Raw genomic sequence first — 25,589 nt, forward strand, 5'->3', positions numbered from 1 at the left:
CCTGACCATGGCCACCCTGCTGAGCGGTTGCGGCACCTCGCCGCCCCGCTCCCCGGAAGACATCTGCGCAATCTTCCGCGAGAAAAGCGATTGGTACGACGCTGCGCAAGTCACCCAGAAACGCTGGGGCGTGCCGATCCAGGTGCCGTTCGCGATCATGTATCAGGAATCCGGCTACCGCTACGACGCCAAGACGCCGCGCAAATACCTGCTCTGGGTGATTCCTTGGGGCCGCGTCTCAACCGCTTCCGGTTATGCGCAGGCCAAGGATGAAGTCTGGGCCGACTACCAGAAAAGCACCGGCCGCAACTGGGCCGATCGCGAAGACTTCGACGACGCCATCGACTTCGTCGGCTGGTACATGGACAAGACCACCTCGATCAACGGCGTGTACAAATACGACGCCCATAACCAGTACCTGAACTACCACGAAGGCTGGGGCGGCTTCCGCAACAAGACCTACGCGAGCAAGGCCTGGCTACCGCCGACCGCGCGCAAGGTGCAGAACCATTCGGATCTGTATGCGCAGCAATACGCCGGCTGCAAGGAAGACCTCAATCGCGGGTTCTGGAGCCGGTTCTGGCATTGGTTGTAGAAGCCCTTCGCGAGCAGGCTCGCTCCCACAAGACCTTAGTGAACGCCGATTTTGTGTACACCCGAGAAACCTGTGGGAGCGGGCTTGCCCGCGATGGCAATCTCTCAAACACCATCAAAGTCTATGAAAGGCCCGATTTCACTGACCCAAACCGCCCTCCTAAGGGTTTTCCCTATGGCATCAAGGCCCCACACATAAGCCATTTGCGCCTTGAATGAGGCCGTCTAATCCTGCAACATCCATCACCTGCTTATTCAACGGACGGAATTCAAGGCATGCTGGACGCCAATGCAACCCACATCACCCTCTCGATCGAAGACGCCAACGCCGACCTGCAAGTCCTCAGCTTCAGCGGTCGCGAAGCCCTCAACGAACCGTTCCGTTTCGACCTCGAACTGGTCAGCGCCCGCCCCGACCTGAAGCTCGAAGAGCTGCTGCACAAGCGCGCGTGCCTGACGTTCGGCGCCACCGGAGAAGGCAAGATTCACGGCCAGGTCTATCGCATCGAGCAGGGCGACTCCGGCAAGACCCTGACCCGCTACAGCATCAGCCTGATGCCGCAACTGGCCTATCTGCAGCACAACCATGATCAGCAGATCTTCCAGCAACTGACGGTGCCGAAAATCATCGCCCAGGTGTTGGAAGATCGCGGCATTCTCTCTGACGCCTACAGCTTCCAGCTCGGCGCCGAGTACCCGGAGCGTGAGTATTGCGTGCAATACGACGAGTCCGACCTGCATTTCATCCAGCGCCTGTGCGAAGAAGAAGGCATTCACTTCCACTTCCAGCACAGCAGCAGCGGCCACAAACTGGTGTTCGGCGACGACCAGACCGTATTCCGCAAACTGAAGCCGGTCAGCTACCAGCAGGACTCCGGCATGGCCGCCGAGAAACCGGTGATCAAGCGCTTCAACCTGCGCCTGGAAACCCGCACCACCCGCGTCAGCCGTCGCGACTACGATTTCGAAAAACCCAAGCTGCTGCCCGAAGGCGCGGTCAAATCCGAATTTGCCCCGGACCTGGAAGACTACGATTACCCCGGCCGTTTCACCACCCGCGAGCGCGGCAAGTTCCTCTCGACCCGCGCCCTCGAACGCCATCGCAGCGACTACAAACTCGCCGAAGGCAAAGGTGATGAACCGACGCTGACCAGCGGCCATTTCCTCACGCTCGCCGAACACCCGCGCGCCGAGTGGAACGACCTGTGGCTGCTGCTGGAAGTCTTCCACGAAGGCAAACAGCCGCAAGTGCTCGGCGAAAACGTCACCAGCGACATCACCGATAACAAGAGCGATTTCCACCAGGGCTACCGCAACAGCTTCCTCGCCACCCCGTGGGACGCGCACTACCGCCCTGCCCTCGAACACCCGAAACCGAAAGTCCTCGGCAGCCAGACCGCCGTCGTCACCGGCCCGCCCGGCGAAGAAATCCACTGCGACCAATACGGCCGCATCAAAGTGCAATTCCACTGGGACCGCGACGGCCAGTCCGACGATAAAACCACCTGCTGGATGCGCGTCGCCAGCGGCTGGGCCGGCGCAGCTTACGGCGGCATTGCCGTGCCGCGCATCGGCATGGAAGTCCTCGTCACTTTCCTCGAAGGCGACCCCGACCAGCCCCTCGTCACTGGCTGCCTGTATCACAAGGAAAACGTCGTCCCCTACGACCTGCCCGCCAACAAGACCCGCAGCACCTTCAAAACCCTCAGCTCCCCGGGCGGCAAGGGCTACAACGAATTCCGCATCGAAGACAAAAAAGGCGCCGAACAGATCTACATCCACGCCCAGCGCGACTGGGACGAAAACATCGAACACGACCAGAAAATCCGCGTCGGCAACGAACGGCATGACACCGTTGAAGCTAACGTGTTGAGCGAGTTCAAGGTCGAAGAACACCGGATCACCCATCTGGACCGAATCAGCGAAATGCGCGCGGATGATCACCTGACAGTGGGTGTGACGCAGCATGTGAAGGTTGGGACTGGGCAGTTTGTTGAGGCTGGGACGGAGATTCACTATCACGCTGGTGACAAGGTGGTGGTTGAGGGTGGCATGGAACTCACCGCCAAGGCTGGTGGGAGTTTTGTGAAGGTTGATGCGGGTGGTGTCACGATTAGCGGCGCTGAGGTGAAGGTGAATTCGGGTGGTGGTCCGGGAGCCGGCACCGGCATTCAGATCCTCGCCCCATTCATTCCGGGACTCGCAGCCATTGATAACGCCGGACGCCTGATGCAAACGCGCGCTAACCAGATGATGCAGGCGGAATCCCTCGCCGTGACGCCGAAACTCAAAGCACCTACCGGCATCTGCGTCGAATGCCTGAAAAAAGCCATGCGTGAAAAACTCGCCCTGCAATCGGGGGCCAATTGATGACAAAGAGTGACGCAGCGAAAGCCTGGAGCGAAGCGCAAAAGAACGCTCAGTCGATATTCGCGATCGTTGAGATCGGCCTGTTGCCGGAACCCGCTCGATTGCAGTTCGTCAGAGTTGACCCGTCACGACGGCCGTTGATGGTGCAACCGGAATTCGCCGAACTGCGCAACTACGGCCCGTGGCTGGTCGACGTTAGCCACATGGAATTCGAGGCCTTTCTCGCTCACGAACACTTCACCGGCTGCACCGCGATGGCCAGTTGGATTCGTACCGACTGCCCAGCCGACAAGCTCGCCGCTCACCTGAGTGATGCGTTGCTGGCAAAAAATGAAGCTGGCGAAGTCCTGATGATCCGTAGCTACGCGCCAGAAGTCGTGCCGATGCTGCACGCACGCGATGATCTGCCTTGGCATGCGTGGCTGTTTGGCCCAGTGCAGGAGTGGTGGGTGCCAGCAGAAGAAGATCAATGGCACTGTCTGAAGGGACTCAACCTTGAAAAGCCCGGAAGATACGAGCCTATCTTTCTTGACGGAAAGCTGTGGACGGACATGGAGATCGATCCTCTACCCTACAGCCTCACCACTGAACTGGAAAAAGAAGCGCCTGAGGTCTTCACCAGCAGTTGTCACGGTGCCCGTTTGAAACAAGTGAAAGAAGCGCTGGACGCTGGCCGCGATGAAGGCTTGACCGAACCGGAAGACGTCACCCTATTTGCCAGCCTGCAATTGATGGACCGCGAATTTCCGTCGAACTGGCCGATGTGGGAGAAGGCGAAAGAACGGGCAATTGGAGAGAAGTTGCCGCTTGGTGTGGTGATGCGAGAGTTGTCGGCGTGAGTTTCATGATGAACATACTGATCAGAACTTTCTGTCTTATAGCTTTCTGGATATTCAAGATACATTGCTGGATAAGGAATTTAGGTAAATGTTCATAAGCATGAATACTCAACGGCAAAAAACCTGGCGTCGCCGCAACCTTGTCATCGGGGTATTCGTTTTACTGCTGCCTTTCATTGGATCGTATCTTTATAACCAGTTTCGTACGCCGGGTGCGATGTTGACTTCTGAAAACTATATGAAAAGACCAATTTTCAGTTTTTGGGTGAACGATTTTTGGGGCGGCAACTTAAGTGCGATGGGTAGCGGCGGGATCACATGCTGCCAAGCGATAAAGGGACCTACTGTAAAGATAACTTGGATACTAAGCACGACAGAAGAGCAAGAAAAGAGGGGCTTGAAACAAGAAACTCACGAAACGACTTTGACTCTTCCGGAGCAGCGTCGAACTGATCGATATCTCCATGTACGTTTTCTGGAAAATAACTCTGTTCAAATAATGTGGAGCCCGAACCTCGACAGTCCTTTTGATACCAATCCATCAGCAGCCAATTGAAAAACAAGGAGGTTTATGATGAACGCGACAAACCTTGATCGTGCTCAATCAATTTCTGCAAAAACTTGTCTTAATGCAACCGAGAGAAAATCTGTTCTGCCTTGCGAAGCTACGCTATACATTGGGTTCTTTTTTGACGGCTTTGGACGCAACCTAGTCGAAGATCTTAAAGAAAATCGCCTTACAAATGTCGCCCGTTTGTTTTTAGCTTATCCAGGTGATACTAAAAACTTAGAAGCTCAGCCGGAGGCACACTATCGAAGATTTTACATTTCCGGCTTAGGGAAAACTTTTGATGAATCCTTGGGCGGTAGTGCGCAGCTTAGCAATACTGGGCTAGACGGAGCATTAAACAGGGCCAAAGACAGCGCTATCAAAACTCCCGAAGACACGATAAAAAATAGCCCGCTTGACGCGATAAAAGACGTCGTTACGGGAAAAAAATGGTGGGAGAGCGCATACAGTAATCTAAAACCCGGGAGTCTTTTGTCCAGTTTGGCTAAAGCCGCAGCCCCAGCAACCCTGGATGTGTTTTCAGTCACGCGCGACAACGAAATTACGGCAACCTTTTTCAAAACGGGAGTTGATACGAGGCTAGAAGCCGCATTCAGTGTTTTGGAAGACGTGCTCACTAAAATCAAAGGCGAATCCGGAGCGCTTGTAAAAAAAATCTCGGTTTCTGTTTATGGCTTTGACTATGGGGCCACACTAGCTCGCGCTTTCGCTCATAAATTATTCGAGGAATGTGATCCAGCGACGACCATTTTTAAAGGTGCGAAGCTCGAAGTAAGTTTCGTTGGCCTTTTCGACTCTGTCGACCGTAGTGGCGAAAACTCCATTGTTATGGAGTATTTGATCCCGTTCGTAAACGTCGTCGACGACGGAGAGTGCCTTCCAGGCCCAGTTAAGTCAGCTTTACACCTCGTTGCAGCACATGAGTGCCAAGATGCTCGCCGATCCAGATTGATCGGTACGGGACCACTAACCCCTAGGTGGGAGGAGCGCTTGGTTCCTGGAACATCTTATGACGTAGGGGGTGGCTTGGGTAAACAAGATGTGCCACATAGTACTGAACTGCACTTAGCATGCCTCCACGAGATGTATGAAGCTGCAATCCGTGCGGGTGTACCGTTCCCAACTCTTGACGAAATAAAACGCACCGACACTAGCGTCGCCAAGCTTTTCACTTTGAATGACCATATAAATGGTATCAGCGCCATCGGTGCAAGCGCTAACTACATGAATAAAGCAGGAAATAAGAAACTGTCTACTGAAGGATTCCTTGCTCATCGACGCTTATATATCCAACGCTTGCGCAACTTATGGGAACTATATCGGGGACAGCATAAAGCTTATGATGATGAGGAAGAGCGCCTCCAACGCCCTATGTTGAACAAGGATGGTCCAATTGCACGCGCACTAGGAATTAGCAGCGAGAGCGAAGTAGAGGTAGCCAAACGCGAGCGAGCCATTAAACAAACGCAAAAAAACAAGGCAGCCCTTCGCGCCGAACTGAGTTGGCTTGAAGATATTGATCGAGAAGCGCAAAGGTTAAAAGTCAGCTTCCCCAGTGCTTCTGTTAAAGCTCTTTTGGATGAATGGTTCGTCACATCACCGAAGGGACTCAGCCCCGATGTTGAAGACTTACTTGAGTATTACATAAATGATCAATTCATGATTCAACAAATTCCTATAGGCACGGGCGCACCAATACCAAAATATTTCCGCATCCGAGAGTTCGACATCCCTAGTCTAAATAAAACAAAAGGTTTGGCACCTGACTATATGGACCAAATGAAGTATAAATCCTAGCCCAACAAGTTTGTCCGACGACTCAAGATCCGTTATGCCTGAAAATCGGATGGATAAAATAATGGCATTGAGCAAAAATCTAGCTAGGGACGGTCAAATCCGAATTCGCCACGGACCTGGAAGACTACGATTACCCCGGCCGTTTCACGACTCGCGAGCGCGGCAAGTTGCTCTCGACGCGCGCTGGAACGCCATCGCAGCGACTACAAGCTCGCCGAAGGCAAAGGTGATGAACCGACCCTCACCAGGGGCCATTTCCGTTTGGTATAAAGGAGTAAGCGGGAGAACAAGAGTATTGCAAAAATCGCATGTCACTGGATAGTTTCATGCCGGAAAGCGTTCAAAGCCTCTTTGACGATACAATTTTTGAAGTACGTAAAAACTATAAATCGCACGCAAAATTACTTGGCGCAAATCTGGCTGATTATTGTCAACAAAATTATGTCCCATCACCAACCTACTCGCTGAGTGGGGCGACACCCGATTTAAAAGGCTACCAATGAACAGACTTATAAAAATCAAATTAAATCAGATTATTCTAATGTTCAGCTTAGGTTTGATTTCAGTGTCGCCGTATAGCGCCAATTTTACCAATGCATCCGCAGTCCCTCAGCAAAGTGGACCAAGCGGAATCATTCTTTACAACCAGATGAAAATAGATGCGGCCATTCCACAGCTAGAGCGAGAGGCAAAAGACGGCGTAATAGAATCACAGTATTATCTTGCCGAAGCTCTTCGAAAGAAAAATGGATACATGACTCCCGAAGCCCAATTTTGGTATGAATCGGCAGCAGAGAAAAAAAACATATACGCAATGATTCAGTTGGGTCGAGCAAAAAAAGATCTTTGCGCAACGATGGGAAATTGCCCGTCGTCAAAAAAACTCAAGCAGAATGGTTCGTAGAGGCAAAAAAAATAACGTTACCTAAGGCAAATGATGGCGATCCTGAATCTTTATACTTGATGTACGAAATCACGCTGGATCACCATTGGTTAGAAAAATCTGCTAATGCAGGCTATCCGCTCGCGCAATATTGGATGGCGATCAGCGAAAGGCAGGGAGAGGGTTACTTCTTTACTCCTGGAGGACGTGAAGCGTCGGTCAAAAAATGGCTGCTACTCTCTGCGGAAGGTGGCAACCCTAAAGCTATGATGCAATATCTAGAGACGCTTTATAAGCAAGGAGACATGGCGAGCATTCGACATTGGCTCGAGAAGGCTGCCGCAACAGGCGAACAAGCTGCAATGAGTAACTATGGTGCGTACATTTCACATACGCCAGATAAAGTAGGTTACTCTTTGGATTTAGTCAAAGGCTACGCTATTTTCTCTTTGTTAAAAGAACTCGGTGACGCCGGTGGCGTGCAAGATTATGTCGACCGGAAGATCGAAAAAATTTCTGAAAAGATGACACCAGAACAAATTGAAGAATCAAAAATCGTCGCTGAAGAATGGAAAACCAATCACCCACCGCTGTCTTTCTTCCCCGACAAGCTGAGTAATTGAGTATATTTTTAGGTTGTCCGCACCCAAATTCCATCTAGATAAATTATCGCCACTGCCCTTGATGAACGACTGAATAGGCAAAGACTTCAATGAAACTGCTGGCCACTGCGTTAACATTTTTAAGCCTAGTATCAGCCCAGTCAAACGCGCTTACGAACGAACAATCTCAGGCAAAAATCAAGGGCATTGAACTATACAATCAACACAAAGCCATCTCCGCAATTGAAACATTACAAATAGCAGCCGAAGGCGGTGATGATGAAGCACTTTACTATTTGGGAGAATCTATAAGAAAAAACAATAGATACATGACTCAAGAAGCGCAAAAGGCTTACGAGGAGTCAGCAAAGAAAGGCAATATTTACTCTATGATTCGGCTCGGCGGCGCGGATCAAGATTTGTGCGTAACTATGAACAATTGTTCTTCCTCTGAGCAATCCCCTAAAGATTGGATGAACAAAGCCAAAACCCTTGCTACAGATCAGGCATCTCATGGTGACGCTGAGTCGATGTACCTACTATGGGAGATAACAGGAAACGATGAATGGCTTGAAAAGTCCGCAGAAAAAGGTTTTGCATTAGCGCAATTTCGTTTAGCGACCAAGTATCAAGAGGGGGGAGGCATGTTCCTACTACCCTCTAGCAGATCAGATGAAATCGAAAAATGGATGAAAGCCGCTGCAGAGAATGGTTATCCACCAGCCATGATGGGATTTGCCGCTACCAGGATTGAAAAAGCCGATTTGTCATCATTTAGAAAATGGAATGAAAAAGCTGCAGCCTCAGGCTACGCATCTGCAGTTTTTGGTTACGCGTCATACATTGGCGAAGCTGAACCAAAATACGGATTCGAATCAGACCCGGTAAAGTCATACGCACTATTGTCGAATCTACTGGAGCTTGATGGTGGTGGAAACGTAATAAACAACGTTAACGACGTATTGCCGGAAGTAGAAAAAAAGCTGTCAAAAGAGCAACTAGAAAAAGCAAAAGAACTCGCAAAAACGTGGAAGGCCACTCACCCACCGCTCTCGTTTTTTCCAGATAAGTTAGGGTACTGAAATTTAGCAGCACAGCCTTATCATTAATTTTTTTCGAGCACGTCAAAGCCTGTACCCTAATGATTCATATCGCAAACGACAAATGCCCGAGACAAGGGAAAAGCAACCGTAAATAACTCAGCTCATGTTCACATCGGTTAACTCAGCCTTAACGCCACAGTCAGAGACTCCATATCACCGCACACCCTCAGCTTTCCCCCGCTGACGCCCAGTGCGGCAGGCTCGCCCGGCTTCGTGCCGGGCGCCTACCCGCAACGCTGGAGTCCTCTCATGAACATTCGTCCCTTCCTGCTCACTGCCACCCTCGCCTGCAGCTCATACGCCGCACTGGCCCAAGCCAACGTCACCTCCGCCACATCGAATCAAACACCCTACCAATACGGCATGCCACTACACGTGGCGAAGGTGCTTTCGCTAACCGAGCCGCCGACCTCGGAATGCAAAGTCATCACCGCCGACATGAAATACATCGACAACACCGGCAAGCCCGCACAAATCAGTTACAGGAAATTATCTGACGCATGCAGTCAACAGAACTGACAGACGCTTCTGATTTTCCGCTTGGCCATAGGCGTGCGGTGGTTTCGGCGGGTATGCTCGGGGCCTTCCCTACTGCCGCAAGGATTGGCCATGCAGTTGTCGTTCCGCACGTTGTCGAGCTTCACTTCAATCCTGTGTTTTCTGCTGGCGCTGGTCTGGGGATTTTTTCCGGAGGTGTTGCTGGCGATCTGGAGTATTGGCTATTCGGAAGGCACTGGCGTAGTCGCAAGGCGCAGCGCGGTGCTGTTTGCGGCGTTGGCGGTGATGTTTTGTTTGCTGCGCAATGCTCCGCCGTCAGTGGCACGCAGTGCGCTGAGCAATGGTTTTATCGTCGGCTGTTTCGGTTTGGCGGCGTTGGGTTTTGGCGAATGGCTCAATGGCCATGCCGGCCCCGGGATTTTGCTCGCGGTGCTGGTCGAGTTCGCGCTGGGCCTAGGTTTCGTGCAGGCCCGGCGCGTGACGGTCGAACTGGGTGAAACGGTGGGTTAAACGGCTCGAGAGCGAGCGCTGGTTTGATGGGTCGTGGTTTGTTGCGCGAGGTCGGAACGCAGGCCAGCGACCAGGTTGTTGATCTCACGGCAGCTGTTCAGGCGGCTGGCGTCGATTCCACTGACGTAGAGATCGGCTTGGTCGGTTCGATGGTCGCCAAATACTTTGACGGACATCGACAAGTCTGGTGTCAGCGTGCACTGGCAGCGTTTCGGCAGGAAGCTGCTTTCAATGATATTGCGTAATTCCAAGGCAGATAAAAACATGGCGAACCCTCTCCTTTCTGTGCGATTGCCAATCAAGTATTCACGCTGACCCTCTGCTGCGCCTTCACGGGTGTGCCCCCGCTGTTTCCCTGGTGCGGCAAGTGGTGGTACTGCGAAATGCCCATTGGAGTGTAGGCGCCCAAATCCTGTGCGCCTCACCAAAAGAACGCATAAAACGTGCCTTTGATCGGTTCGTTTTGCTCCCTTCAAAATCAAGCACTTGGAAATGTGGCCAGTATCCTGCTATTTGCAAATTGCATGAATCGACCACCCGTCCCCTGCAATCTGCAATCTCCGGGCAAATTTGCTTTCGAAGGCTATGACGGCAAGAATGTCTCCCATTGCAATTCAACCCGCACGGAGGCCTCCATGAATTCCTTAAGCGTTTGCGCGATCACCGGCCTGTTGATCGCCAACCTTTCCACCCTCGCCCACGCCGCCAAGCTCGAAGACGTCGCGCCGTACCCCAAAGCCGAAGCCGGGTTTACCCGACAAGTCATCCATCTGCCCAAGCAAGAGCAGGAAGAGAATTTCCAGGTTGAAATTCTCGCCGGCAAAACCCTCGAAGTGGATTGCAATCGCCAGCGTCTGGGCGGTGTGCTCGATGAAAAGAATCTGCAAGGCTGGAGCTATCCGTTCTATCGCCTGGAAAAAGTCATCGGCCCGATGAGCACGATGATGGCCTGCCCGCCTGGCAGCCAGAAAAAGCGCGCTTTCGTTCCGGTCGTCGGCGATGGCTTCATGTTGCGCTACAACAGCAAGCTGCCAGTCGTGGTGTACGCCCCTTCGGACGTCGAAGTGCGCTATCGCATCTGGTCGGCGTCGGACAAAGTCGGCACCGCCCTGCAGGAATAACCGGAGCCCAGCCCTTGATTACTTGCCACGTCAGATATGTGATCGATCCTTACCAGTTACCCGCTTTCGAAGCCTATGCCAAAGCGTGGCTCGACATCGTTGAGCGCTTGGGCGGCACCCACCACGGCTACTTCCTCCCCTCGGAGGGCGCGAGCAACATTGCTTATTGCCTGTTCAGTTTCCCATCGCTGGCCGATTACGAAAGCTATCGACATATTGCAATGACAGACCCGGAAAGCACCGCACTGGTTGCCGATCTGGTCGAGAAGAAATTCATCGTCAGTTACGAGCGCACGTTTCTGCGCCCGCTGCTGCCCTGATCGACATCACGCCGGCACGCCGCAAGCAGCGGCGCGTTCGGCGACATGGCGCAGGCTGTCGAAGTTGATGTTGGCCCCGGAGTCGATGGCGACGAATGTCTGATCGCGAACCCCACTGCGCGCCACGTACTGCTTGATCCCCGCAACAGCCAGCGCACCCGAAGGTTCAGTGATCGAACGGGTATCGTCGTAGATATTCTTGATCGCGGCGCAGAGTTCGTCATTGCTGACCGTGATCACTTCATCTACGCAGAAGCGGCAAACCTCAAAGCCATACGCGCCAATCTGCGCAACCGCTACGCCGTCGGCGAAGGTGCCGACGCTAGGTAGAACCACCCGCTCGTCCGCATTTAAAGCCGCTTGCAGGCACGCCGAATGTTCGGATTCGACGCCGATGATCCGCACTTCCGGGCGCAGGTATTTGACGTAGGCCGCGATACCGGCGATCAAACCTCCGCCCCCGACCGGAATGAAGATGGCGTCCAGCGCGCCTTGATGCTGGCGCAGGATTTCCATTGCCACCGTGCCTTGTCCGGCGATCACGTCAGGATCATCGAATGGTGAAACGAACGTGCATCCGGTCTGTTCGGCCAAATGCAACGCATGGGCCAGAGCAAAGGGGAAACTCTCGCCATGCAGCAATGCGTCGGCACCGCGACTGCGCACGCCGAGCACCTTGAGCTCAGGGGTGGTAGACGGCATGACGATCGTCGCGGCAATGCCCAATTCCCGTGCCGCCAGCGCTACACCCTGCGCGTGATTACCCGCCGATGCAGTGATCACTCCCCGCGCTCGCTGCTCATCGCTCAGTTGCACGAGTTTGTTGTAAGCACCACGGATCTTGAAAGAGAACGTCGGTTGCAGATCTTCGCGCTTGAGCAGGACCCGATTGCCCAATGTTTCCGACAACGCCGGCGCAAGCTGCAACGGCGTACGCACCGCAATGTCGTACACCGGTGCGGCCAGGATCTTTTTCACGTAATGCTCAAGCAGGGCTTGCTGGTCGGGGCTGTGCGGCATGGTCGTCTCCTGACATTTTTCAGAACCCCGGAGACAGAAAGTAAAAACCCGCCTCTAGGGCGGGTTGGGTGCTGCAGCCGTGAGCTAGCCCGCCAAATGAGGAATGGCGGTAATAATGCTTGGCTGGCAGCGCGATACGGTGAAAGTCATGGGCTGGAAATTAGCCTGCCAGCGGATGACAAGTCAATGGCCCGCTGCAGAACTTTGAATCTTCCTAATGACTGAACAGTCACTGCAAAAGAGCACAACAACTTCCGCTCCAAGCCGATGAAAGTGGAGATTGACCATGAATATCCGCCAAGCGCTATTCGCCGTCCCGCTGCTGGTCGCCGCCCTGTCCAGCCCTGCTGTATTCGCTGTCGATGAAAGCGACGCCGTGAAAAAGCCCGAATGTCCGAAAGGCCAGGTGTGGGACAGTAAAACCCAGCAATGTGTGTTGCAGACCAGCGGCACAACGCAGCCCTGAAATTCGTCATACGGTTCAGGCCGTGGCCGGCAACCACAGCCTGAATCGCGCCCCACCCAGCGGCGAACTCTCAACGGTAAGTGTGCCGCCCTGCGCTTCCAGCGCTCGGCGGCTTATCGCCAAACCGAGGCCGAACCCACCCGTCGCGCGATCACGGCTGCGGTCGAGCCTGTAGAACGGTTCGAAAATCCGCTCGCGCTCATCGTCGGGAATGCCGATACCATCATCGTCGACCCATATCTCACACCCTCCGGCAATGACCTGCACACCGATCTGAATGCGCTTTTCGCAATAGCGCATGGCATTGCGCAACAGGTTCTGGATAGCCCGGGCGGTCAGGCGCGGATCCAGCGCGAAGCGTTCGAGTTGACCGTGCAGCAGAACGTCAATCACGATGTCTGGCGACTCCAGTTCCTCATCGACGCTGCCGAGAATGCTGTCGATGAACTCGTCCAGCGACACCTCGATGCGCTCGGGCAATTGCGCCGGATTCTGCAAGCGGCTGTAGGAAAGCAACTCCAGCACCAGTTCATCCAGTTCACGAATATGCGCAACCAGGCTCTGCAAACGCTCGCGACTGGCGGCTGGCAAGTCTTCGGACAACGCCAGCGCCAGGCCGAAATCCAGACGCGTCAACGGCGTACGCAGCTCATGGGAAACAGCGTTAAGCAGATCGCGCTGCTGGTTGAGCAGGTTTTCAATATCGCCGGCCATAGTGTCGAACACATTGGCGAGACTGCCGATGTTCGAACTAGGGGCAATTCTGGTTCGCTCGCTCAAGTGGCCTTTGCCGAAGCGTTCGGCGGTGCCTTTCAAACGTTCAAGATCGCGCCAGTGCGGGCGCAACCAGAGCAGCAGGCAGCCGAGCAACATGGCGCCGATCAGCACGTTGATGCTCCAGTACAACAGATCGACGTCGACAGGATCCGGCGGTACGACCATACGCACGGCTATGTCCGCATTCAGCGGAGTCACCGCCAGCGTTCGCCAGCCCCAATCGCCGATGCGCACCACGTTCTCACCACGGTGCAAACGTTCCTGCTCGATGGGCGTGAACACCGGGTCGTCGATTGGCGTCAGGACGATGTGCAGCGGCTGGAATTCCTTGTCCATCGCCGCCGCAATCGCCGGCCATTGCTCTTGCGGCGCAGCATGAAACTGCTTGGTGATCAGCGATTGCAGACCTCGGGAGAACTCCAGGTTGTAGGTGACGAAGCGGTCCCGAAAGGCCATGACCACCAGATCCGGCACCAGATAGATCGCCGCACTATAGGAGACGATTGTCACCAGATACAGGCGAAACAGAATGCGAAACATCAGCTCAGCATTCCCACTCGGAGCGGCTGAACAGATAGCCCTTGCCCCACACGGTCTTGATCTTGCGCGCCTCGCCGGCGTGATCATCGAATTTGCGCCGCAGCTTGGAAATCGCCACGTCCACCGAGCGGTCAGTGCCATTGAATTCAATACCGCGCAGCCGCTGAAGAATCTGATCGCGACTCAGCACTTCGCCGGCATGCCGGGCCAGCACCACCAGCAAATTGTATTCGCCGCTGGACAGTTCAACCGCTTGATCACGCCAGGTCACGGTGCGCTCGGACAGATCGATGCACAGATTGCCCATGACGATCCGATCGTTGACCGCCAGCGGTTCGCCGAGGCTGCTGCGCCGCAACAACGTGCGCACTCGCGCCAGCAGCACTCGTGGCTCGCAGGGTTTGGTGACGTAGTCGTCAGCGCCCATTTCCAGGCCCAGTACCTGATCATGACTGTCATCGCGGGCCGTGAGCATGAGGATCGGCAGTGTCGCCGAATCGGCACGCAGCAAACGGCACACCTGCAAGCCGTCGAGGCCCGGCAGCATGAGGTCGAGGATCACCAGATCCGGCGGACTGATCCGCGCCCGCTCGCGCACATGGTCGCCACGGCCGATGACGCTGACGGAATAACCGTTGCGCTCCAGGTAGCTGGAAATCAGTTCGGCGAGGGCGGTGTCGTCTTCGACCAGGAGAATGTTGGGCATGGGGTGTTCCAGAGAATGCTGTGGCGACAGTCGGGACTCATTCGCTCGCACATTGAAATGCGATCTCCTGTGGGAGCGAGCCTGCTCGCGAAAGCGATCGAACTGTCGCAATAAATTTCAAGGCCTGCAGGATATACGCCCTCGCGCACCACCGAGCAAAACCCTTACACAATTTCACACAGCAGCTACAAAGCTTCACCGCTAACCTCCCCGTCTGGCCGTAGGATGCGGCCTTCAATATTGGGGGTTGTACATGTCTGGAAAACTGCTGGCCGGGCTCGGCCTGATCGCATTGGCGCTGACGCTGAGCGCCTGTGACTCATCCTCGAACGCCGAAGAGCAGACGCCGCCGGCTACGGTGCGCATCGAGACCATCAAAACCCAGCCATTGTCGATCAGCAGCGAACTGAGCGGCCGCATCGCCGCGCCACGGATTGCCGAAGTGCGTGCGCGAGTGGCCGGCGTAGTGTTGCAACGCACCTACCGCGAAGGCAGTGACGTGAAAAAAGGCGATGTGCTGTTCCGCATCGACCCGGCACCCTTCAAGGCGGATCTGGACAGTGCCGAAGCCGCGCTGCGCAAAGCCGAGGCCAACGCCTTTCAGGCCAGATTGCAAGAACAACGCTATGCGCAGTTGATCGAGGATCAGGCCATCAGCGGTCAGGACTACGACAACGCCCGCGCCGCTGCCCGGCAGACCGCCGCTGATGTCGCGGCCAGCAAAGCAGCGCTGGAACGGGCAAAACTGAACCTCGGTTATGCCACCGTGACCGCGCCGATTTCCGGCCGTATCGGTCGCGCCTTGGTCACCGAGGGTGCGCTGGTCGGGCAGAACGAAACCACGCCGCTTGCGTTGATTCAGCAACTCAACCCGATCCATGCCGACCTCACCCAGTCGACCCGCGAGCTCAATGAACTGCGCCGGGCATTGCGCTCCGGGCAGTTGCAGGAAGTCGGTCAGGATCAAGCGAAGGCCACGCTGATTCAGGATGACGGTAGCGTGTATCCGTTGCCCGGCAAGCTGCTGTTCAGCGACATCACGGTCGATCCCGGCACCGGGCAGATCATTGTGCGCAGCGAGTTTCCCAATCCGGATCTCGACTTGCTGCCGGGCAGCTTCATCCGCGTACGCCTTGAGCAGGCAACCATCCAGAACGGCATCACCGTACCGCAACGCGCGGTGCAGCGTGACAGTGCCGGCATTGCCCAGGTGCTGACTGTCGATGAACAGATGCGCGTGGCGCAGCAACCGGTGCAACTGGGTGCGGTGCAGAACAATCGCTGGATCGTCACCGGCGGCCTGAAGCCCGGCGACCGTGTTGTCATCGAAGGCCTGCAACACGCCCGTCCCGGGGAAAAGGTGCAGATCGACGAAACCCCACTTCCACTTGCCCAGACCACTGGTCAGTAAGCAGGACGCTTCTATATGCCGCAGTTCTTTATCGACCGCCCGGTGTTCGCCTGGGTGGTCGCCCTGTTCATTCTGTTGGCCGGTGCGCTGGCCATTCCGCAGTTGCCGGTGGCGCAATACCCCGACGTCGCCCCGCCGCAAATCGAGATTTACGCCGTCTACCCTGGCGCCTCGGCGCAAACCGTCGATGAAAGCGTGGTCAGCCTGATCGAGGAAGAGCTCAACGGCGCCGATCACTTGCTCTATTTCGAATCGCAGAGCAGCCTGGGCAGCGCGACGATCAAGGCAACCTTTCAGCCGGGCACCAATCCCGAGCTGGCGCAGGTCGATGTGCAAAACCGCCTCAAGGTGGTCGAGTCGCGCCTGCCGCAAGCGGTCAATCAGCAGGGATTGCAGGTGGAGAAGGTCTCTTCCGGTTTCCTCTTGCTGATCACTTTGACCTCCAGCGACGGCAAGCTCGATGACGTGGCGCTCAGCGATTATCTGGCGCGCAACGTGATGAACGAGATAAAGCGTCTGGACGGTGTCGGCAAGGCGCAGTTGTATGGTGCCGAGCGGGCTATGCGCATCTGGATCGATCCGCAGAAGCTCATCGCGTTCAACCTGACGCCGGCCGATGTCAACGACGCCATTGTTGCGCAGAACGCCCAGGTTTCGGCAGGTAGCATCGGTGATCTGCCGTCACCTTCGACGCAGGAAATCACCGCGACAATTCTGGTCAAAGGCCAATTGTTGACTCCGCAGGAATTCGCCGACATCGTGCTCAAGGCCAATCGCGATGGCTCCACGGTGCGCATCGGTGATGTCGCGCGAGTGGAGATCGGCAGTCAGGAATATCAGTTCGGTACACGCCTGAACGGCAAGCCGTCCACCGCCGTTGGCGTGCAGCTTTCTCCAGGCGCCAACGCGCTGAACACCGCGACACTGGTGCGGGCGAAAATGGACGAACTGGCGCGCTACTTCCCGGCTGGCGTGGAATACAAGATTCCTTACGACACTTCGCCATTCGTCAAAGTCTCGATTACCAAAGTGATCTACACCCTCGGCGAAGCGATGCTGCTGGTATTTGCAGTGATGTTCCTGTTCCTGCAAAACGTGCGCTACACGCTGATCCCGACACTGGTGGTGCCGGTGGCGTTGATGGGCACTTTCGCGACCATGCTGGCGCTGGGGTTCTCGATCAACGTGCTGACCATGTTCGGCATGGTGCTGGCCATCGGCATTCTGGTGGATGACGCCATCGTCGTGGTGGAGAACGTCGAGCGCATCATGGCCAGCGAGGGCCTGTCGCCCAAGGAAGCCACGCGCAAGGCGATGACGCAGATCACCGGGGCGATCATCGGCATTACTCTGGTGCTGGTCGCGGTGTTTATTCCGATGGCGTTCATGCAGGGTTCGGTCGGGGTGATCTACCAACAGTTCTCGCTGTCCATGGCCACCTCGATTCTATTCTCGGCGTTCCTTGCTCTGACGTTGACCCCGGCATTGTGCGCGACCTTGCTCAAGCCTGTCGGCAAAGGCGAGCATCACGAGAAGTCCGGATTTTTCGGCTGGTTCAATCGCCGATTTGAGCAATTGACCGACCGTTATCAGGGTTGGGTCGGCTATGCGCTCAAGCGTACGGGTCGCTACCTGATGATCTACGTGGTCCTGCTGATTGGACTCGGAATCTGTTTTGCGCGCCTGCCCTCCTCGTTTCTGCCGACCGAGGATCAGGGCTACACCATCACCGATATTCAGCTGCCACCCGGCGCAACGAAGAACCGTACTGTACAAGTGGCCGAACAGCTCGAAGCGCACAACGCCGGTGAGCCGGGAATCAGTGACAGTGTGGTGATCCTGGGTTTCAGTTTCTCCGGTAGCGGGCAGAACGCAGCGCTGGCGTTTTCGACGCTCAAGGATTGGTCGGAACGTGGCAGTGACGATGCTGCCAGCTCGATCGCCGATCGCGCCAACGCGGCGCTGAGCCAGATCAAGGACGCCATGGCCTTCTCGGTGCTGCCGCCGCCGGTGGATGGCCTTGGCACGTCCAGCGGTTTCGAGTTCCGCTTGCAGGATCGCGGTGGTCTGGGCCATGCGACGTTGATGCAGGCGCGTACGGAACTGCTCGCCGCCGCCGAGAAAAGTCCGGTATTGATGAACGTCCGTGAAAGCGCACTGGCCGAAGCACCGCAGGTGCAGCTGATCGTCGACCGCAAGCAGGCGAATGCCTTGGGCGTATCGTTCGCCGACATTGGCAACGTGCTGTCCACTGCCGTGGGTTCGAGCTACATCAATGACTTCCCCAATCAGGGCCGCATGCAGCGGGTGGTCGTGCAAGCCGAAGGTGATCAGCGCAGTCAGGTGGATGATTTGCTGAAAATGCATGTGCGCAACAACGCCGGGAACATGGTGCCGCTGTCGGCCTTCGTTCAGGCCAACTGGATTCAAGGCCCGGCGCAGTTGACTCGTTACAACGGCTATCCAGCGATCGCGATATCTGGTGAACCGTCACCTGGGCACAGTACCGGCGAGGCCATGGCGGAAATCGAACGACTGGTTGCGCTGGGGCCGAAAGGTCTGGGTCAAGAGTGGACCGGTTTGTCGTTGCAGGAACGCCTGTCCGGCAATCAGGCGCCGATTCTGCTGGGCCTGTCGCTACTGGTGGTATTCCTGTGTCTGGCGGCGCTGTACGAGAGCTGGTCGATTCCGACCTCTGTATTGCTCGTTGTCCCGCTTGGTGTGCTCGGCGCGGTACTCGCCGTGACACTGCGCGGCATGCCCAACGACGTGTTCTTCAAGGTCGGACTGATCACCATCATTGGTCTGTCGGCGAAAAACGCGATCCTGATCATCGAGTTCGCCAAGAGCTTGTATGACGAAGGTCACGATCTGATCGATGCGACGTTGCAGGCCGCGCGTTTGCGTCTGCGGCCGATCGTGATGACATCGCTGGCGTTCATTCTCGGTGTGGTGCCGCTCGCGATTGCAACTGGCGCGAGCTCGGCAAGTCAGCAAGCGATCGGCACAGGTGTGATTGGCGGGATGATCACCGCGACACTGGCAGTAATCTTCGTGCCAGTGTTTTTCGTCGTGGTCATGAAGCTCGTACAGCGATTCACCAAACAACGCTGATCAAACTGTGGGAGCGAGCCTGCTCGCGAATGCGTCCGGTCTGCCAACACTAATGTTGAATATGCTGACGTCTTCGCGAGCAGGCTCGCTCCCACAAGGATTGGCCAACATCATGCGCAGTGGCCACATCTGTCATCGCTGGGCTAAGGTGGTGAAACCTCCCTCGCCTACCGAGCTTTCATGCCCTTCCTCGCCCGCACCCACCCTCGCCTCTCCGCCGCCGCTCTGCTCGGCCTCGCCACCGGCCTGTTGGTCCCGGCCGATTCCATCGTCAGCAAAATCCTCATTGGCTGGAACCTCGGTGTCTGGACTTACCTGATCCTGATGTTCTGGCTGACCATACGCGCCAAGGCCCCGGACGTGCGACGCATCGCCGAAGTCGAAGACGAGAACGCCGGGCTGGTGCTGTTTGTGGTGTGCATTGCCGCGTTGGCCAGTCTCGCCACCATCACCCTTGAACTGGCCGGCAGCAAAGACCTGGAAACCTCACGCAAACTCATGCACTACGGGTTCACAGCGCTGACAGTGACCGGATCATGGCTGCTGATAGGTGTGATCTTCTGTGTGCACTACGCCAGATTGTTTTACACCTGGGACGGCAAAGAGCCGGCGCTGCGTTTTGCTGAAGGACTGACCACCCCCAATTACTGGGATTTTCTGTACTTCTCGTTCACCATCGGCGTGGCTGTGCAGACTTCGGATGTGGGTGTTGCAACGCGGAATATTCGAAAGATTGTGCTGGCGCAGTCGTTGATCGGTTTTGTGTTCAATACGGCGATCCTCGGGTTCTCGATCAACATTGCAGCAGGATTGTTCGGCTGAAAAACACGGCTTGTTCTGGCAGTTCAAAGCTCACAAAAACGTACGCCTGTAAACTGTCAACACTGACAGTTTACAGGCGTACTGTATTCACGCTTCCATACAACATCCAGAAGTAGGACGGGTCAGTCTTTGGATGTCCCCAACCATATTGTATGGAGATAAAACTCATGAGCTATGCAGCCCGAGCCTACACGACGATCTCTCCGGTTTTAGCGCCGACCTATTTGTCAGCCACTATCAACGGCGATGCCAACCCAAACTACAGGTTTGTCAAAATCCCTCAATTCATGGAGTTTCGATCTACCTCTGTACCTTCCTTCGGGCCGAAGCCCTACCCGGAAGGCCTGCGTTACGTTCTGACAGCTGGACACACTAAGGATGGTGTGACGCGTACGCTTGAGTTTGTGTTCCCTTTTAAACCCCAATCGTTGACCTATGAACTCTCCAAAGATAGCGATGATGTCAGAAGTACCTACTATTCCAATCCTGCGACGGGTGATCTGCACGTCTCTGTGAGCGGGAGCCTGACATTGAAATATGACGACATTGAAAAAACCCTGAGTGGCACTTGGTCCGGCACATATGACCATGGTGGAGAGAGCGGCAACGAAGAGTTTCCGATCACTGGGGAGTTTGTCGCTAACGCAGACCTGAGCAAGAGAAAAAACGCTTACTGACTACGACAAAAAGGAAGCTGCGAGGCTTCCTTTTTTTAATGCTGATGCAATCAGAAACTGAAGCTCAGCCCGACACTCCCTCCTAGCTCCTGGTCAGCTTTGCTGCCCCTGCTGGTCCCTATCTCGCCATACAGTTGCCATTTGTTATTGGCCGGAACCCAATTGAGGCCCCCGGTCAGTTCGAGGCTGGTGCTGGACAAATCGTTGTTGAATCCAGTGTCATTCACGCTGACACGATTATTGTTGACGAATTCATGACTTAACGCCGCGTGCAGCCTGGGTTGCAATTTTCCGCCATTGTTCAGCACCACCTCGCGACCAACGGTCATTCCGACCTTGCCGAGCAATGAGCGGGTCTCGTTGCTGTCTACCTGCAGTCCGTTGTCCAACTTGTAGTCCTTGCCTTTTACCGTCGCAACACCAACCTGAGCAGAGGGCTCGATGAAGTAACCTCGGTTAAAGACTATATGCTTACCTACTTCGACGGTTCCACTGATGCCGAGATTATCGAAGTCACCCTTTGTTCGAGTGTCATCGCTCAAGGTGACTTTGACGTCATTACTGAAACGGTTGATTTTGCCAACGGTATCCACGTAATACCCGGTCGTTTCGTCATACCAGGACAGATACATCCCGCCATAGGTGCTGTTGATCGTGCCGGCGCTGCCGCGGGCCAGGTTAAGGCGAGTGGTGCTGTAGCCACCAAAAACCCCGATCAACCATTGGCCATCACCTATCGGTAGTGGCGTGTCCACCCCCAATGAGACGCCAGTCTGATTTTGTTTATAACCATCACCGTAGGCATTCTTGACGTTGTACTGATTGGCATGAGTGCGTATCCACAGGCCGCTGGTCGCGTTCTGATTATCTGAGTCCAGTGACGCAATCGATCGCGATCGGGGCTGAGTGCCGGCCATGCGACGGTCGCCGAGGCGGGTATTGAGAGTGGTCATTTCCGAATAGATAACAGTAGGAGCGGTACCGGCAATTGCCAATGCTGTTTGTGAACCAGTGCTCGGCGTTGTCCCATCAGGCCGCAGGAAAATACCTTCGCCCTCTCGCACCAGTTTGTACGCCAAAGCACCACGATCAACCTGACCGTTTCTCAGATCGAACTCAGCATCCCCGCCAGCGATGTTAGCCACTTGAAGCGGTGCACCGGTGACAGGTTCGCTGGCGCTTGCACCAACTACCAGCTCGTGACGGCCACTGGCTGATTCCGTGACATTGAGAAAGTCCGTTTCACCGGTGGACACGTCAGCATCCAAAAAAAACCGGCCGTTGCCTGACAGGTTGGCAACATCCAGGCGGACGAACTCGGCGGGCGTGCCGAATCTCACATTCCCGCCCTGCATTTCGAGATTCGATAACGAATTGCTGCCAACCAGGTTCCATTCAGCGCCACGCCCGATGGACATAGCACTGACGCCGGTAACCGAACCGTGCAGGATCGAGTCGTTATCCAGCATCACGACGCCAGTCCCGGAGCCCTGAATGTTACCGGTGAGTATGCTTCGGGTATCGAGCGAAACAGAATCGACGTTGGTCAAATCGCCGTCAAGGCTGGCATTGTTTTGCAAGAAAACCGCGGCGGTCCCGCCGTCAGCAACCGCTACATTGCCGGTCAACTGGCTGTCGTCGATTTGAAAGCGCGCTGCTGCGCCATCCATGACCTCGAGGATATTACCGTTGCCGCCGATCAGATTCGAACGGTTAGCTATCTCGATCAATACCGGTTGATCGTCCGGCGTCGCAAAATCGACTTTGATCGCTGCGCCGGTGCGGCCCTGCACGGTTGACCCATCAATCTTCAGTACACTCTGTGCGGTGACATCGCTCGGGTTCAGGACAGTATCCTCGCCAAAGATGATCCCATCCAGTTCTCCGATGACCTCGCTGGCTGCACTGATGTTGGCGTTGCCGCCGTAAAGTTCGAGGCCAACACCGTCTGCGTCGGTCCCTTCAACCCGGCTGTCCACCAGATTCAACGTACTGAGGGATGTCACCGCTGCACCCGAAAAACCGCCTGTCAACGTACTGCCAGTGACGGTCGCTGTTGAGCCAACGGGTATATTCAGGTCGCGCGCAAGCGACATTGCTCTGCCATCGCTGGACAGCGTACTGCCGGATACCACTGCCGAGCTGTCGGTCAAGCTCAGCGCAGTGTCGAAATTGCTAGCCGTCACCGTTGCCGCGTCCAGAGACACTCGGGCGTCTGCTGAGGCTTCAATCTGTGAAGTGCTGGCGGAAATCGCGTTTAACGTCCCACCGCCGACAACGATGTTCAGCGTATCACCGCCATTGACGTTAAGCGTGGCAGTGGCAGGGATGAACCAGGCTTCTGGCGTAGCACCGACGGATACGGTTTCGACTTCACCAGGATTGAGATTTCGGGAAAAGGCCGTCTCGGATATTGCGATCAGTAATGCTGCACAAGAGAGCGTGCCAGTGAGTTTCAAAACTGTCGGTCCCAAGCTATTTTCAAACGTCATATACACTTCTCGTTGAGGTTTATCGGGACGGAAGAAGGACGGTTCAGACGTACATATTCCATCAGACGACCTTTGTAGGCGACGCCGGAGAATACCTGCTAGTCTGGACTTTCTCTGTAGGACTAATCCTCTTAGTAGGTGGGCTTAATCGCCCACTCGCGACATTTCGAGCTATTTCTTGCTTCCCCAATTAAATTGCATTGCCTGAAGAGGTTGGCTCTCCGGCAATGCAATGATCGCGAATGCCGTTTATGGAGCAGGCGCAGGATCCCAGCCCGGTTCCGATTCGCAGTACAAGAAGTCAGCATTGAGCAGGTAGACAATCATTTCCTGAACTTCTGACGTGGTTACAATTGGCGTCGAATACCAGATTTTGACATAACCTGCGTAAAAGTCGGTCGGATCAGGCGTGGTAGCAGGTGGACGAGGAAGATTACGAATAAAAGGTGCGTATGGCACTTCCCAAAGCATCCCCTCCGTTAACTCGAGCGAAGTGATCGCACGAGTATCGGAAAAAACCGTATCCGGCGGTGCGTCTATGGTGTATTTATCGTCATGCCAGCCTTGCCAATTGAATGTGATATTCATCCCATCGGTGAAATGATCATTAGGTTTGATCTTGAACGTCGCAACGTGATCATCCCCCGTCAAGCTCTCGCAAATAATGTATGGGTCTTCGGTGCCATCTGTAGGTGGGCGTTGGAATTCTGGCTTATCGAGAACGATGACTACAGTATTGACAGTTACCGTCTCCTTTGCCGAGTCTTGAGTATTATTCCGGGCGGGGTTTTCATATGTCCACCAAGCCTCTTTAAGCCCGATACCACCCGGACCGACAACGGTATATGGCAAATCTATCTGAACGACATTATTGATATTCGACTGAGTCATTTGAATGGAATTAACGATAATTTCGCCTTGATCCCCAAGATACTTCAGGGTAACCAGATCGCCCGGTTCGGGATCGGGAAACGACGTCCCGGCGGTGACAGGCGAGACATCGATGTGAGCCTTGGCTGTCTGATCGACATCCTGAGGGCCCAGTAAGTTATCCGTGACAGGTGGCTGTCCGCGGACGATCAGTTTCCGGAATTCGGGATTAACTTCAGGGGGCGGGGTCGTCGGGTCGACGGTATAAGGCGGATGCGTCGAGAAATCTGTTTTGACAGTTGTTGATCCGTCGTCGATGGATAAGCCGCCACGCATCAAGTCAGCTTTGACGACCACGTCCAATTCAAAATTCGTACCCGTCTGGTTATCAAAGTATTGTTTGCTCAGACTCGACCAAGGAATGGTGAACTCCAGCTCCGTGAGTGCGTTGAATGGCAGATCCTGGGCTGGTTGAGCGCCGTATGTCAGGCTCACTACGTCGGTGCCGATTGTATCTACCAACCGGCTGACTTTTACCTTCACACCTGCACGCGCATCTTTTAAATCGATCAGACCATCTTCGTTTGCCGGGACGGTAATGACGCCCAGTTTGGGCAGTGGCAGAAAACGCACGTTTTTGAAATACACGCCCCATGCGCTCTGGTTGCCAGCAGCGTCAGTAATGATGAACCAGATGAAGGCCCGGCCGCTCGTTACCTTGCGTAGCTCTGCGGTCGGGATGGACAGCTTGCCATCGGTGGGCATCGGTCCGTTGAAAAAAGGGGGCACCTGCGGAGGGTTGGTACGTGTACCTGCCACGTACAGGGTCAACGTGTCATCAGGCTGAACGTTGGCGTAGCCGGTATCAATTTGTACCTGCAATCCCCCTTCGTTACCTGGCTGACCCGCCCATGTGTCATCCAGATCCCCGGGGGCATTTGGAAAGGTGGCTGGCGGAATTGTTCTGGCGCCTGGAACCTGTCCTGGATTTGTACCTGTTTGTGCAGGTTTCGCTTGCCAGGCACCAGTACGGTCGATAAAAAACTTCATCACCGGACCGGTCAGCGGGTTGAGCCCCCGCTCATACAGCACGCTACGCACCCAGATCGGCGTCGGCCCCACCGGGGTTGCATCCTCACCCAGAAATTCGGTAGGCACTGTGATCGGAAAATCTACAGGACGGCTGGCCACGTCGCCGAGGTTTACCCTGTTTAACCGCGTGAAGTCTGTCGGCAGCGGATTGGCAGGAGGCTGGGTTCGCGTAACGTCAAGGGCGATCTGATCTCTGCTGTTAGGATTCGACCACACATTGGTCTTGACCATAAGTGTCAGCGCGGCGCCCACAGGTATCGCAGCTATCGGAATGATGTCCTTGTTCGTGCCGCGCCCGTCTGGCAATTCGGGGGTAGGTGCGACCAGAACGCCCAAGGGTGTGCCTGACTCCGCAGTTTGAATACTTGTCATGTGCCTTCTCCATTGCGTAGAA

The 25,589-nt window shown here is 55.2% G+C and carries 23 protein-coding genes and 2 pseudogenes; 19 read left to right on the plus strand and 6 right to left on the minus strand.

Annotation, left to right across the window (positions count from 1 at the left end):
- Window positions 1-7 precede the first annotated feature (7 nt).
- From NF676_RS14710 to NF676_RS14760, 12 genes and pseudogenes are all read left to right on the plus strand, one after another.
- Window positions 8-595 carry a transglycosylase SLT domain-containing protein gene (locus NF676_RS14710; RefSeq protein WP_252887969.1) on the plus strand — a complete coding sequence of 196 codons (588 nt, stop codon included), beginning with the start codon at window positions 8-10 and terminating at the stop codon, window positions 593-595.
- A 275-nt stretch (window positions 596-870) separates the two neighbouring features.
- Window positions 871-2,964 (plus strand): type VI secretion system Vgr family protein, encoded by a 2,094-nt coding sequence (locus NF676_RS14715; RefSeq protein ID WP_252886287.1) that lies wholly within the window; start codon window positions 871-873, stop codon window positions 2,962-2,964.
- Window positions 2,964-3,803, plus strand: a complete 840-nt coding sequence (locus NF676_RS14720; RefSeq protein WP_236169062.1) for a DUF4123 domain-containing protein — start codon at window positions 2,964-2,966, stop codon at window positions 3,801-3,803. The genes NF676_RS14715 and NF676_RS14720 overlap by 1 nt, the downstream gene beginning before the upstream one ends.
- 88 nt (window positions 3,804-3,891) lie before the next feature.
- Window positions 3,892-4,359 carry a DUF3304 domain-containing protein gene (locus NF676_RS14725; RefSeq protein WP_236169063.1) on the plus strand — a complete coding sequence of 156 codons (468 nt, stop codon included), beginning with the start codon at window positions 3,892-3,894 and terminating at the stop codon, window positions 4,357-4,359.
- Window positions 4,360-4,377: 18 nt separating this feature from the next.
- Window positions 4,378-6,171 (plus strand): T6SS phospholipase effector Tle1-like catalytic domain-containing protein, encoded by a 1,794-nt coding sequence (locus NF676_RS14730; protein ID WP_236169064.1) that lies wholly within the window; start codon window positions 4,378-4,380, stop codon window positions 6,169-6,171.
- Between the two features lie 113 nt (window positions 6,172-6,284).
- A pseudogene (locus NF676_RS27750) lies at window positions 6,285-6,429 on the plus strand (type VI secretion system tip protein TssI/VgrG); the annotation flags it as partial.
- Between the two features lie 68 nt (window positions 6,430-6,497).
- On the plus strand, window positions 6,498-6,674 hold the full coding sequence (locus NF676_RS14735) for a hypothetical protein (protein ID WP_252867685.1): 177 nt from the start codon (window positions 6,498-6,500) through the stop codon (window positions 6,672-6,674).
- 38 nt (window positions 6,675-6,712) lie between these two features.
- Window positions 6,713-7,075, plus strand: coding sequence for an SEL1-like repeat protein (locus tag NF676_RS14740; protein WP_252886288.1), 363 nt, complete (start codon window positions 6,713-6,715; stop codon window positions 7,073-7,075).
- On the plus strand, window positions 7,036-7,677 hold the full coding sequence (locus NF676_RS14745) for a tetratricopeptide repeat protein (RefSeq protein ID WP_252886289.1): 642 nt from the start codon (window positions 7,036-7,038) through the stop codon (window positions 7,675-7,677). The genes NF676_RS14740 and NF676_RS14745 overlap by 40 nt, the downstream gene beginning before the upstream one ends.
- 89 nt (window positions 7,678-7,766) lie before the next feature.
- Window positions 7,767-8,738, plus strand: a complete 972-nt coding sequence (locus tag NF676_RS14750; RefSeq protein ID WP_252886290.1) for a tetratricopeptide repeat protein — start codon at window positions 7,767-7,769, stop codon at window positions 8,736-8,738.
- A 270-nt stretch (window positions 8,739-9,008) separates the two neighbouring features.
- Window positions 9,009-9,278, plus strand: a complete 270-nt coding sequence (locus NF676_RS14755) for a DUF2790 domain-containing protein (protein ID WP_095180120.1) — start codon at window positions 9,009-9,011, stop codon at window positions 9,276-9,278.
- A gap of 90 nt (window positions 9,279-9,368) precedes the next feature.
- The gene (locus NF676_RS14760) at window positions 9,369-9,767 is read left to right on the plus strand and encodes a hypothetical protein (RefSeq protein ID WP_076562707.1); all 399 of its coding nucleotides are present in this window, start codon (window positions 9,369-9,371) and stop codon (window positions 9,765-9,767) included.
- Here NF676_RS14760 and NF676_RS14765 read toward each other — a convergent pair.
- On the minus strand, window positions 9,764-10,033 hold the full coding sequence (locus tag NF676_RS14765; RefSeq protein ID WP_041480220.1) for a DUF1652 domain-containing protein: 270 nt from the start codon (window positions 10,031-10,033) through the stop codon (window positions 9,764-9,766). The genes NF676_RS14760 and NF676_RS14765 overlap by 4 nt on opposite strands.
- A 369-nt stretch (window positions 10,034-10,402) precedes the next feature.
- On the opposite strand from NF676_RS14765, the gene eco reads away from it, so the two are divergent.
- Window positions 10,403-10,888: a serine protease inhibitor ecotin gene (eco, locus tag NF676_RS14770; RefSeq protein WP_252886291.1), complete on the plus strand. Its 486-nt coding sequence runs from the start codon at window positions 10,403-10,405 to the stop codon at window positions 10,886-10,888.
- 14 nt (window positions 10,889-10,902) lie between these two features.
- Window positions 10,903-11,208 carry an NIPSNAP family protein gene (locus NF676_RS14775; RefSeq protein ID WP_056789713.1) on the plus strand — a complete coding sequence of 102 codons (306 nt, stop codon included), beginning with the start codon at window positions 10,903-10,905 and terminating at the stop codon, window positions 11,206-11,208.
- Between the two features lie 30 nt (window positions 11,209-11,238).
- Here the strand turns inward: NF676_RS14775 and ilvA are convergent.
- Window positions 11,239-12,228, minus strand: a pseudogene (gene ilvA, locus NF676_RS14780) (threonine ammonia-lyase, biosynthetic); the annotation flags it as partial.
- A 286-nt stretch (window positions 12,229-12,514) separates the two neighbouring features.
- Here ilvA and NF676_RS14785 point away from each other — a divergent pair.
- Window positions 12,515-12,694 (plus strand): hypothetical protein, encoded by a 180-nt coding sequence (locus NF676_RS14785; RefSeq protein WP_016774888.1) that lies wholly within the window; start codon window positions 12,515-12,517, stop codon window positions 12,692-12,694.
- 15 nt (window positions 12,695-12,709) lie between these two features.
- Here NF676_RS14785 and NF676_RS14790 read toward each other — a convergent pair whose 3' ends face one another.
- Entirely contained in the window at window positions 12,710-14,011 is a 1,302-nt protein-coding gene (locus NF676_RS14790) for an ATP-binding protein (protein WP_252886292.1), read from the minus strand.
- A gap of 4 nt (window positions 14,012-14,015) precedes the next feature.
- A complete protein-coding gene (locus NF676_RS14795) occupies window positions 14,016-14,717 on the minus strand; it encodes a response regulator (protein WP_016774890.1) in 702 nt (233 codons plus the stop codon).
- Between the two features lie 253 nt (window positions 14,718-14,970).
- Between NF676_RS14795 and NF676_RS14800 the strand changes: the two genes are divergently transcribed.
- The 4 genes from NF676_RS14800 to NF676_RS14815 all read left to right on the plus strand — a co-directional run bounded on the left by NF676_RS14800 (window position 14,971) and on the right by NF676_RS14815 (window position 20,741).
- Window positions 14,971-16,128: an efflux RND transporter periplasmic adaptor subunit gene (locus NF676_RS14800; RefSeq protein WP_252867688.1), complete on the plus strand. Its 1,158-nt coding sequence runs from the start codon at window positions 14,971-14,973 to the stop codon at window positions 16,126-16,128.
- Window positions 16,129-16,143: 15 nt separating this feature from the next.
- Complete coding sequence (locus NF676_RS14805) at window positions 16,144-19,242, plus strand: multidrug efflux RND transporter permease subunit (protein ID WP_252886293.1); 3,099 nt, start codon at window positions 16,144-16,146, stop codon at window positions 19,240-19,242.
- Window positions 19,243-19,422: 180 nt separating this feature from the next.
- The gene (locus tag NF676_RS14810) at window positions 19,423-20,064 is read left to right on the plus strand and encodes a DUF1345 domain-containing protein (RefSeq protein WP_252886294.1); all 642 of its coding nucleotides are present in this window, start codon (window positions 19,423-19,425) and stop codon (window positions 20,062-20,064) included.
- A gap of 167 nt (window positions 20,065-20,231) precedes the next feature.
- Window positions 20,232-20,741 carry a hypothetical protein gene (locus NF676_RS14815; protein WP_252886295.1) on the plus strand — a complete coding sequence of 170 codons (510 nt, stop codon included), beginning with the start codon at window positions 20,232-20,234 and terminating at the stop codon, window positions 20,739-20,741.
- Between the two features lie 50 nt (window positions 20,742-20,791).
- Here NF676_RS14815 and NF676_RS14820 read toward each other — a convergent pair whose 3' ends face one another.
- On the minus strand, window positions 20,792-23,233 hold the full coding sequence (locus NF676_RS14820; protein ID WP_252886296.1) for an autotransporter outer membrane beta-barrel domain-containing protein: 2,442 nt from the start codon (window positions 23,231-23,233) through the stop codon (window positions 20,792-20,794).
- A 249-nt stretch (window positions 23,234-23,482) separates the two neighbouring features.
- Window positions 23,483-25,567 carry a hypothetical protein gene (locus NF676_RS14825; RefSeq protein ID WP_056789691.1) on the minus strand — a complete coding sequence of 695 codons (2,085 nt, stop codon included), beginning with the start codon at window positions 25,565-25,567 and terminating at the stop codon, window positions 23,483-23,485.
- Window positions 25,568-25,589 lie beyond the last annotated feature (22 nt).

The sequence above is a fragment of the Pseudomonas siliginis genome (assembly GCF_024072275.1).
Taxonomy (GTDB): domain Bacteria; phylum Pseudomonadota; class Gammaproteobacteria; order Pseudomonadales; family Pseudomonadaceae; genus Aquipseudomonas; species Aquipseudomonas siliginis.

What these genes read in the sequence shown, in the direction of transcription:
- NF676_RS14710 (WP_252887969.1), top strand. Translation starts at nt 8, where the DNA reads ATGGCCACCCTGCTGAGCGGTTGCGGCACCTCGCCGCCCCGCTCCCCG.
- NF676_RS14735 (WP_252867685.1), top strand. Translation starts at nt 6,498, where the DNA reads ATGCCGGAAAGCGTTCAAAGCCTCTTTGACGATACAATTTTTGAAGTA.
- NF676_RS14760 (WP_076562707.1), top strand. Translation starts at nt 9,369, where the DNA reads ATGCAGTTGTCGTTCCGCACGTTGTCGAGCTTCACTTCAATCCTGTGT.
- eco (WP_252886291.1), top strand. Translation starts at nt 10,403, where the DNA reads ATGAATTCCTTAAGCGTTTGCGCGATCACCGGCCTGTTGATCGCCAAC.
- NF676_RS14755 (WP_095180120.1), top strand. Translation starts at nt 9,009, where the DNA reads ATGAACATTCGTCCCTTCCTGCTCACTGCCACCCTCGCCTGCAGCTCA.
- NF676_RS14740 (WP_252886288.1), top strand. Translation starts at nt 6,713, where the DNA reads ATGTTCAGCTTAGGTTTGATTTCAGTGTCGCCGTATAGCGCCAATTTT.
- NF676_RS14820 (WP_252886296.1), bottom strand. Translation starts at nt 23,233, where the DNA reads ATGACGTTTGAAAATAGCTTGGGACCGACAGTTTTGAAACTCACTGGC.
- NF676_RS14815 (WP_252886295.1), top strand. Translation starts at nt 20,232, where the DNA reads ATGAGCTATGCAGCCCGAGCCTACACGACGATCTCTCCGGTTTTAGCG.
- NF676_RS14825 (WP_056789691.1), bottom strand. Translation starts at nt 25,567, where the DNA reads ATGACAAGTATTCAAACTGCGGAGTCAGGCACACCCTTGGGCGTTCTG.
- NF676_RS14810 (WP_252886294.1), top strand. Translation starts at nt 19,423, where the DNA reads ATGCCCTTCCTCGCCCGCACCCACCCTCGCCTCTCCGCCGCCGCTCTG.
- NF676_RS14805 (WP_252886293.1), top strand. Translation starts at nt 16,144, where the DNA reads ATGCCGCAGTTCTTTATCGACCGCCCGGTGTTCGCCTGGGTGGTCGCC.
- NF676_RS14785 (WP_016774888.1), top strand. Translation starts at nt 12,515, where the DNA reads ATGAATATCCGCCAAGCGCTATTCGCCGTCCCGCTGCTGGTCGCCGCC.
- NF676_RS14800 (WP_252867688.1), top strand. Translation starts at nt 14,971, where the DNA reads ATGTCTGGAAAACTGCTGGCCGGGCTCGGCCTGATCGCATTGGCGCTG.
- NF676_RS14725 (WP_236169063.1), top strand. Translation starts at nt 3,892, where the DNA reads ATGTTCATAAGCATGAATACTCAACGGCAAAAAACCTGGCGTCGCCGC.
- NF676_RS14795 (WP_016774890.1), bottom strand. Translation starts at nt 14,717, where the DNA reads ATGCCCAACATTCTCCTGGTCGAAGACGACACCGCCCTCGCCGAACTG.
- NF676_RS14765 (WP_041480220.1), bottom strand. Translation starts at nt 10,033, where the DNA reads ATGTTTTTATCTGCCTTGGAATTACGCAATATCATTGAAAGCAGCTTC.
- NF676_RS14715 (WP_252886287.1), top strand. Translation starts at nt 871, where the DNA reads ATGCTGGACGCCAATGCAACCCACATCACCCTCTCGATCGAAGACGCC.
- NF676_RS14750 (WP_252886290.1), top strand. Translation starts at nt 7,767, where the DNA reads ATGAAACTGCTGGCCACTGCGTTAACATTTTTAAGCCTAGTATCAGCC.
- NF676_RS14730 (WP_236169064.1), top strand. Translation starts at nt 4,378, where the DNA reads ATGAACGCGACAAACCTTGATCGTGCTCAATCAATTTCTGCAAAAACT.
- NF676_RS14720 (WP_236169062.1), top strand. Translation starts at nt 2,964, where the DNA reads ATGACAAAGAGTGACGCAGCGAAAGCCTGGAGCGAAGCGCAAAAGAAC.
- NF676_RS14790 (WP_252886292.1), bottom strand. Translation starts at nt 14,011, where the DNA reads ATGTTTCGCATTCTGTTTCGCCTGTATCTGGTGACAATCGTCTCCTAT.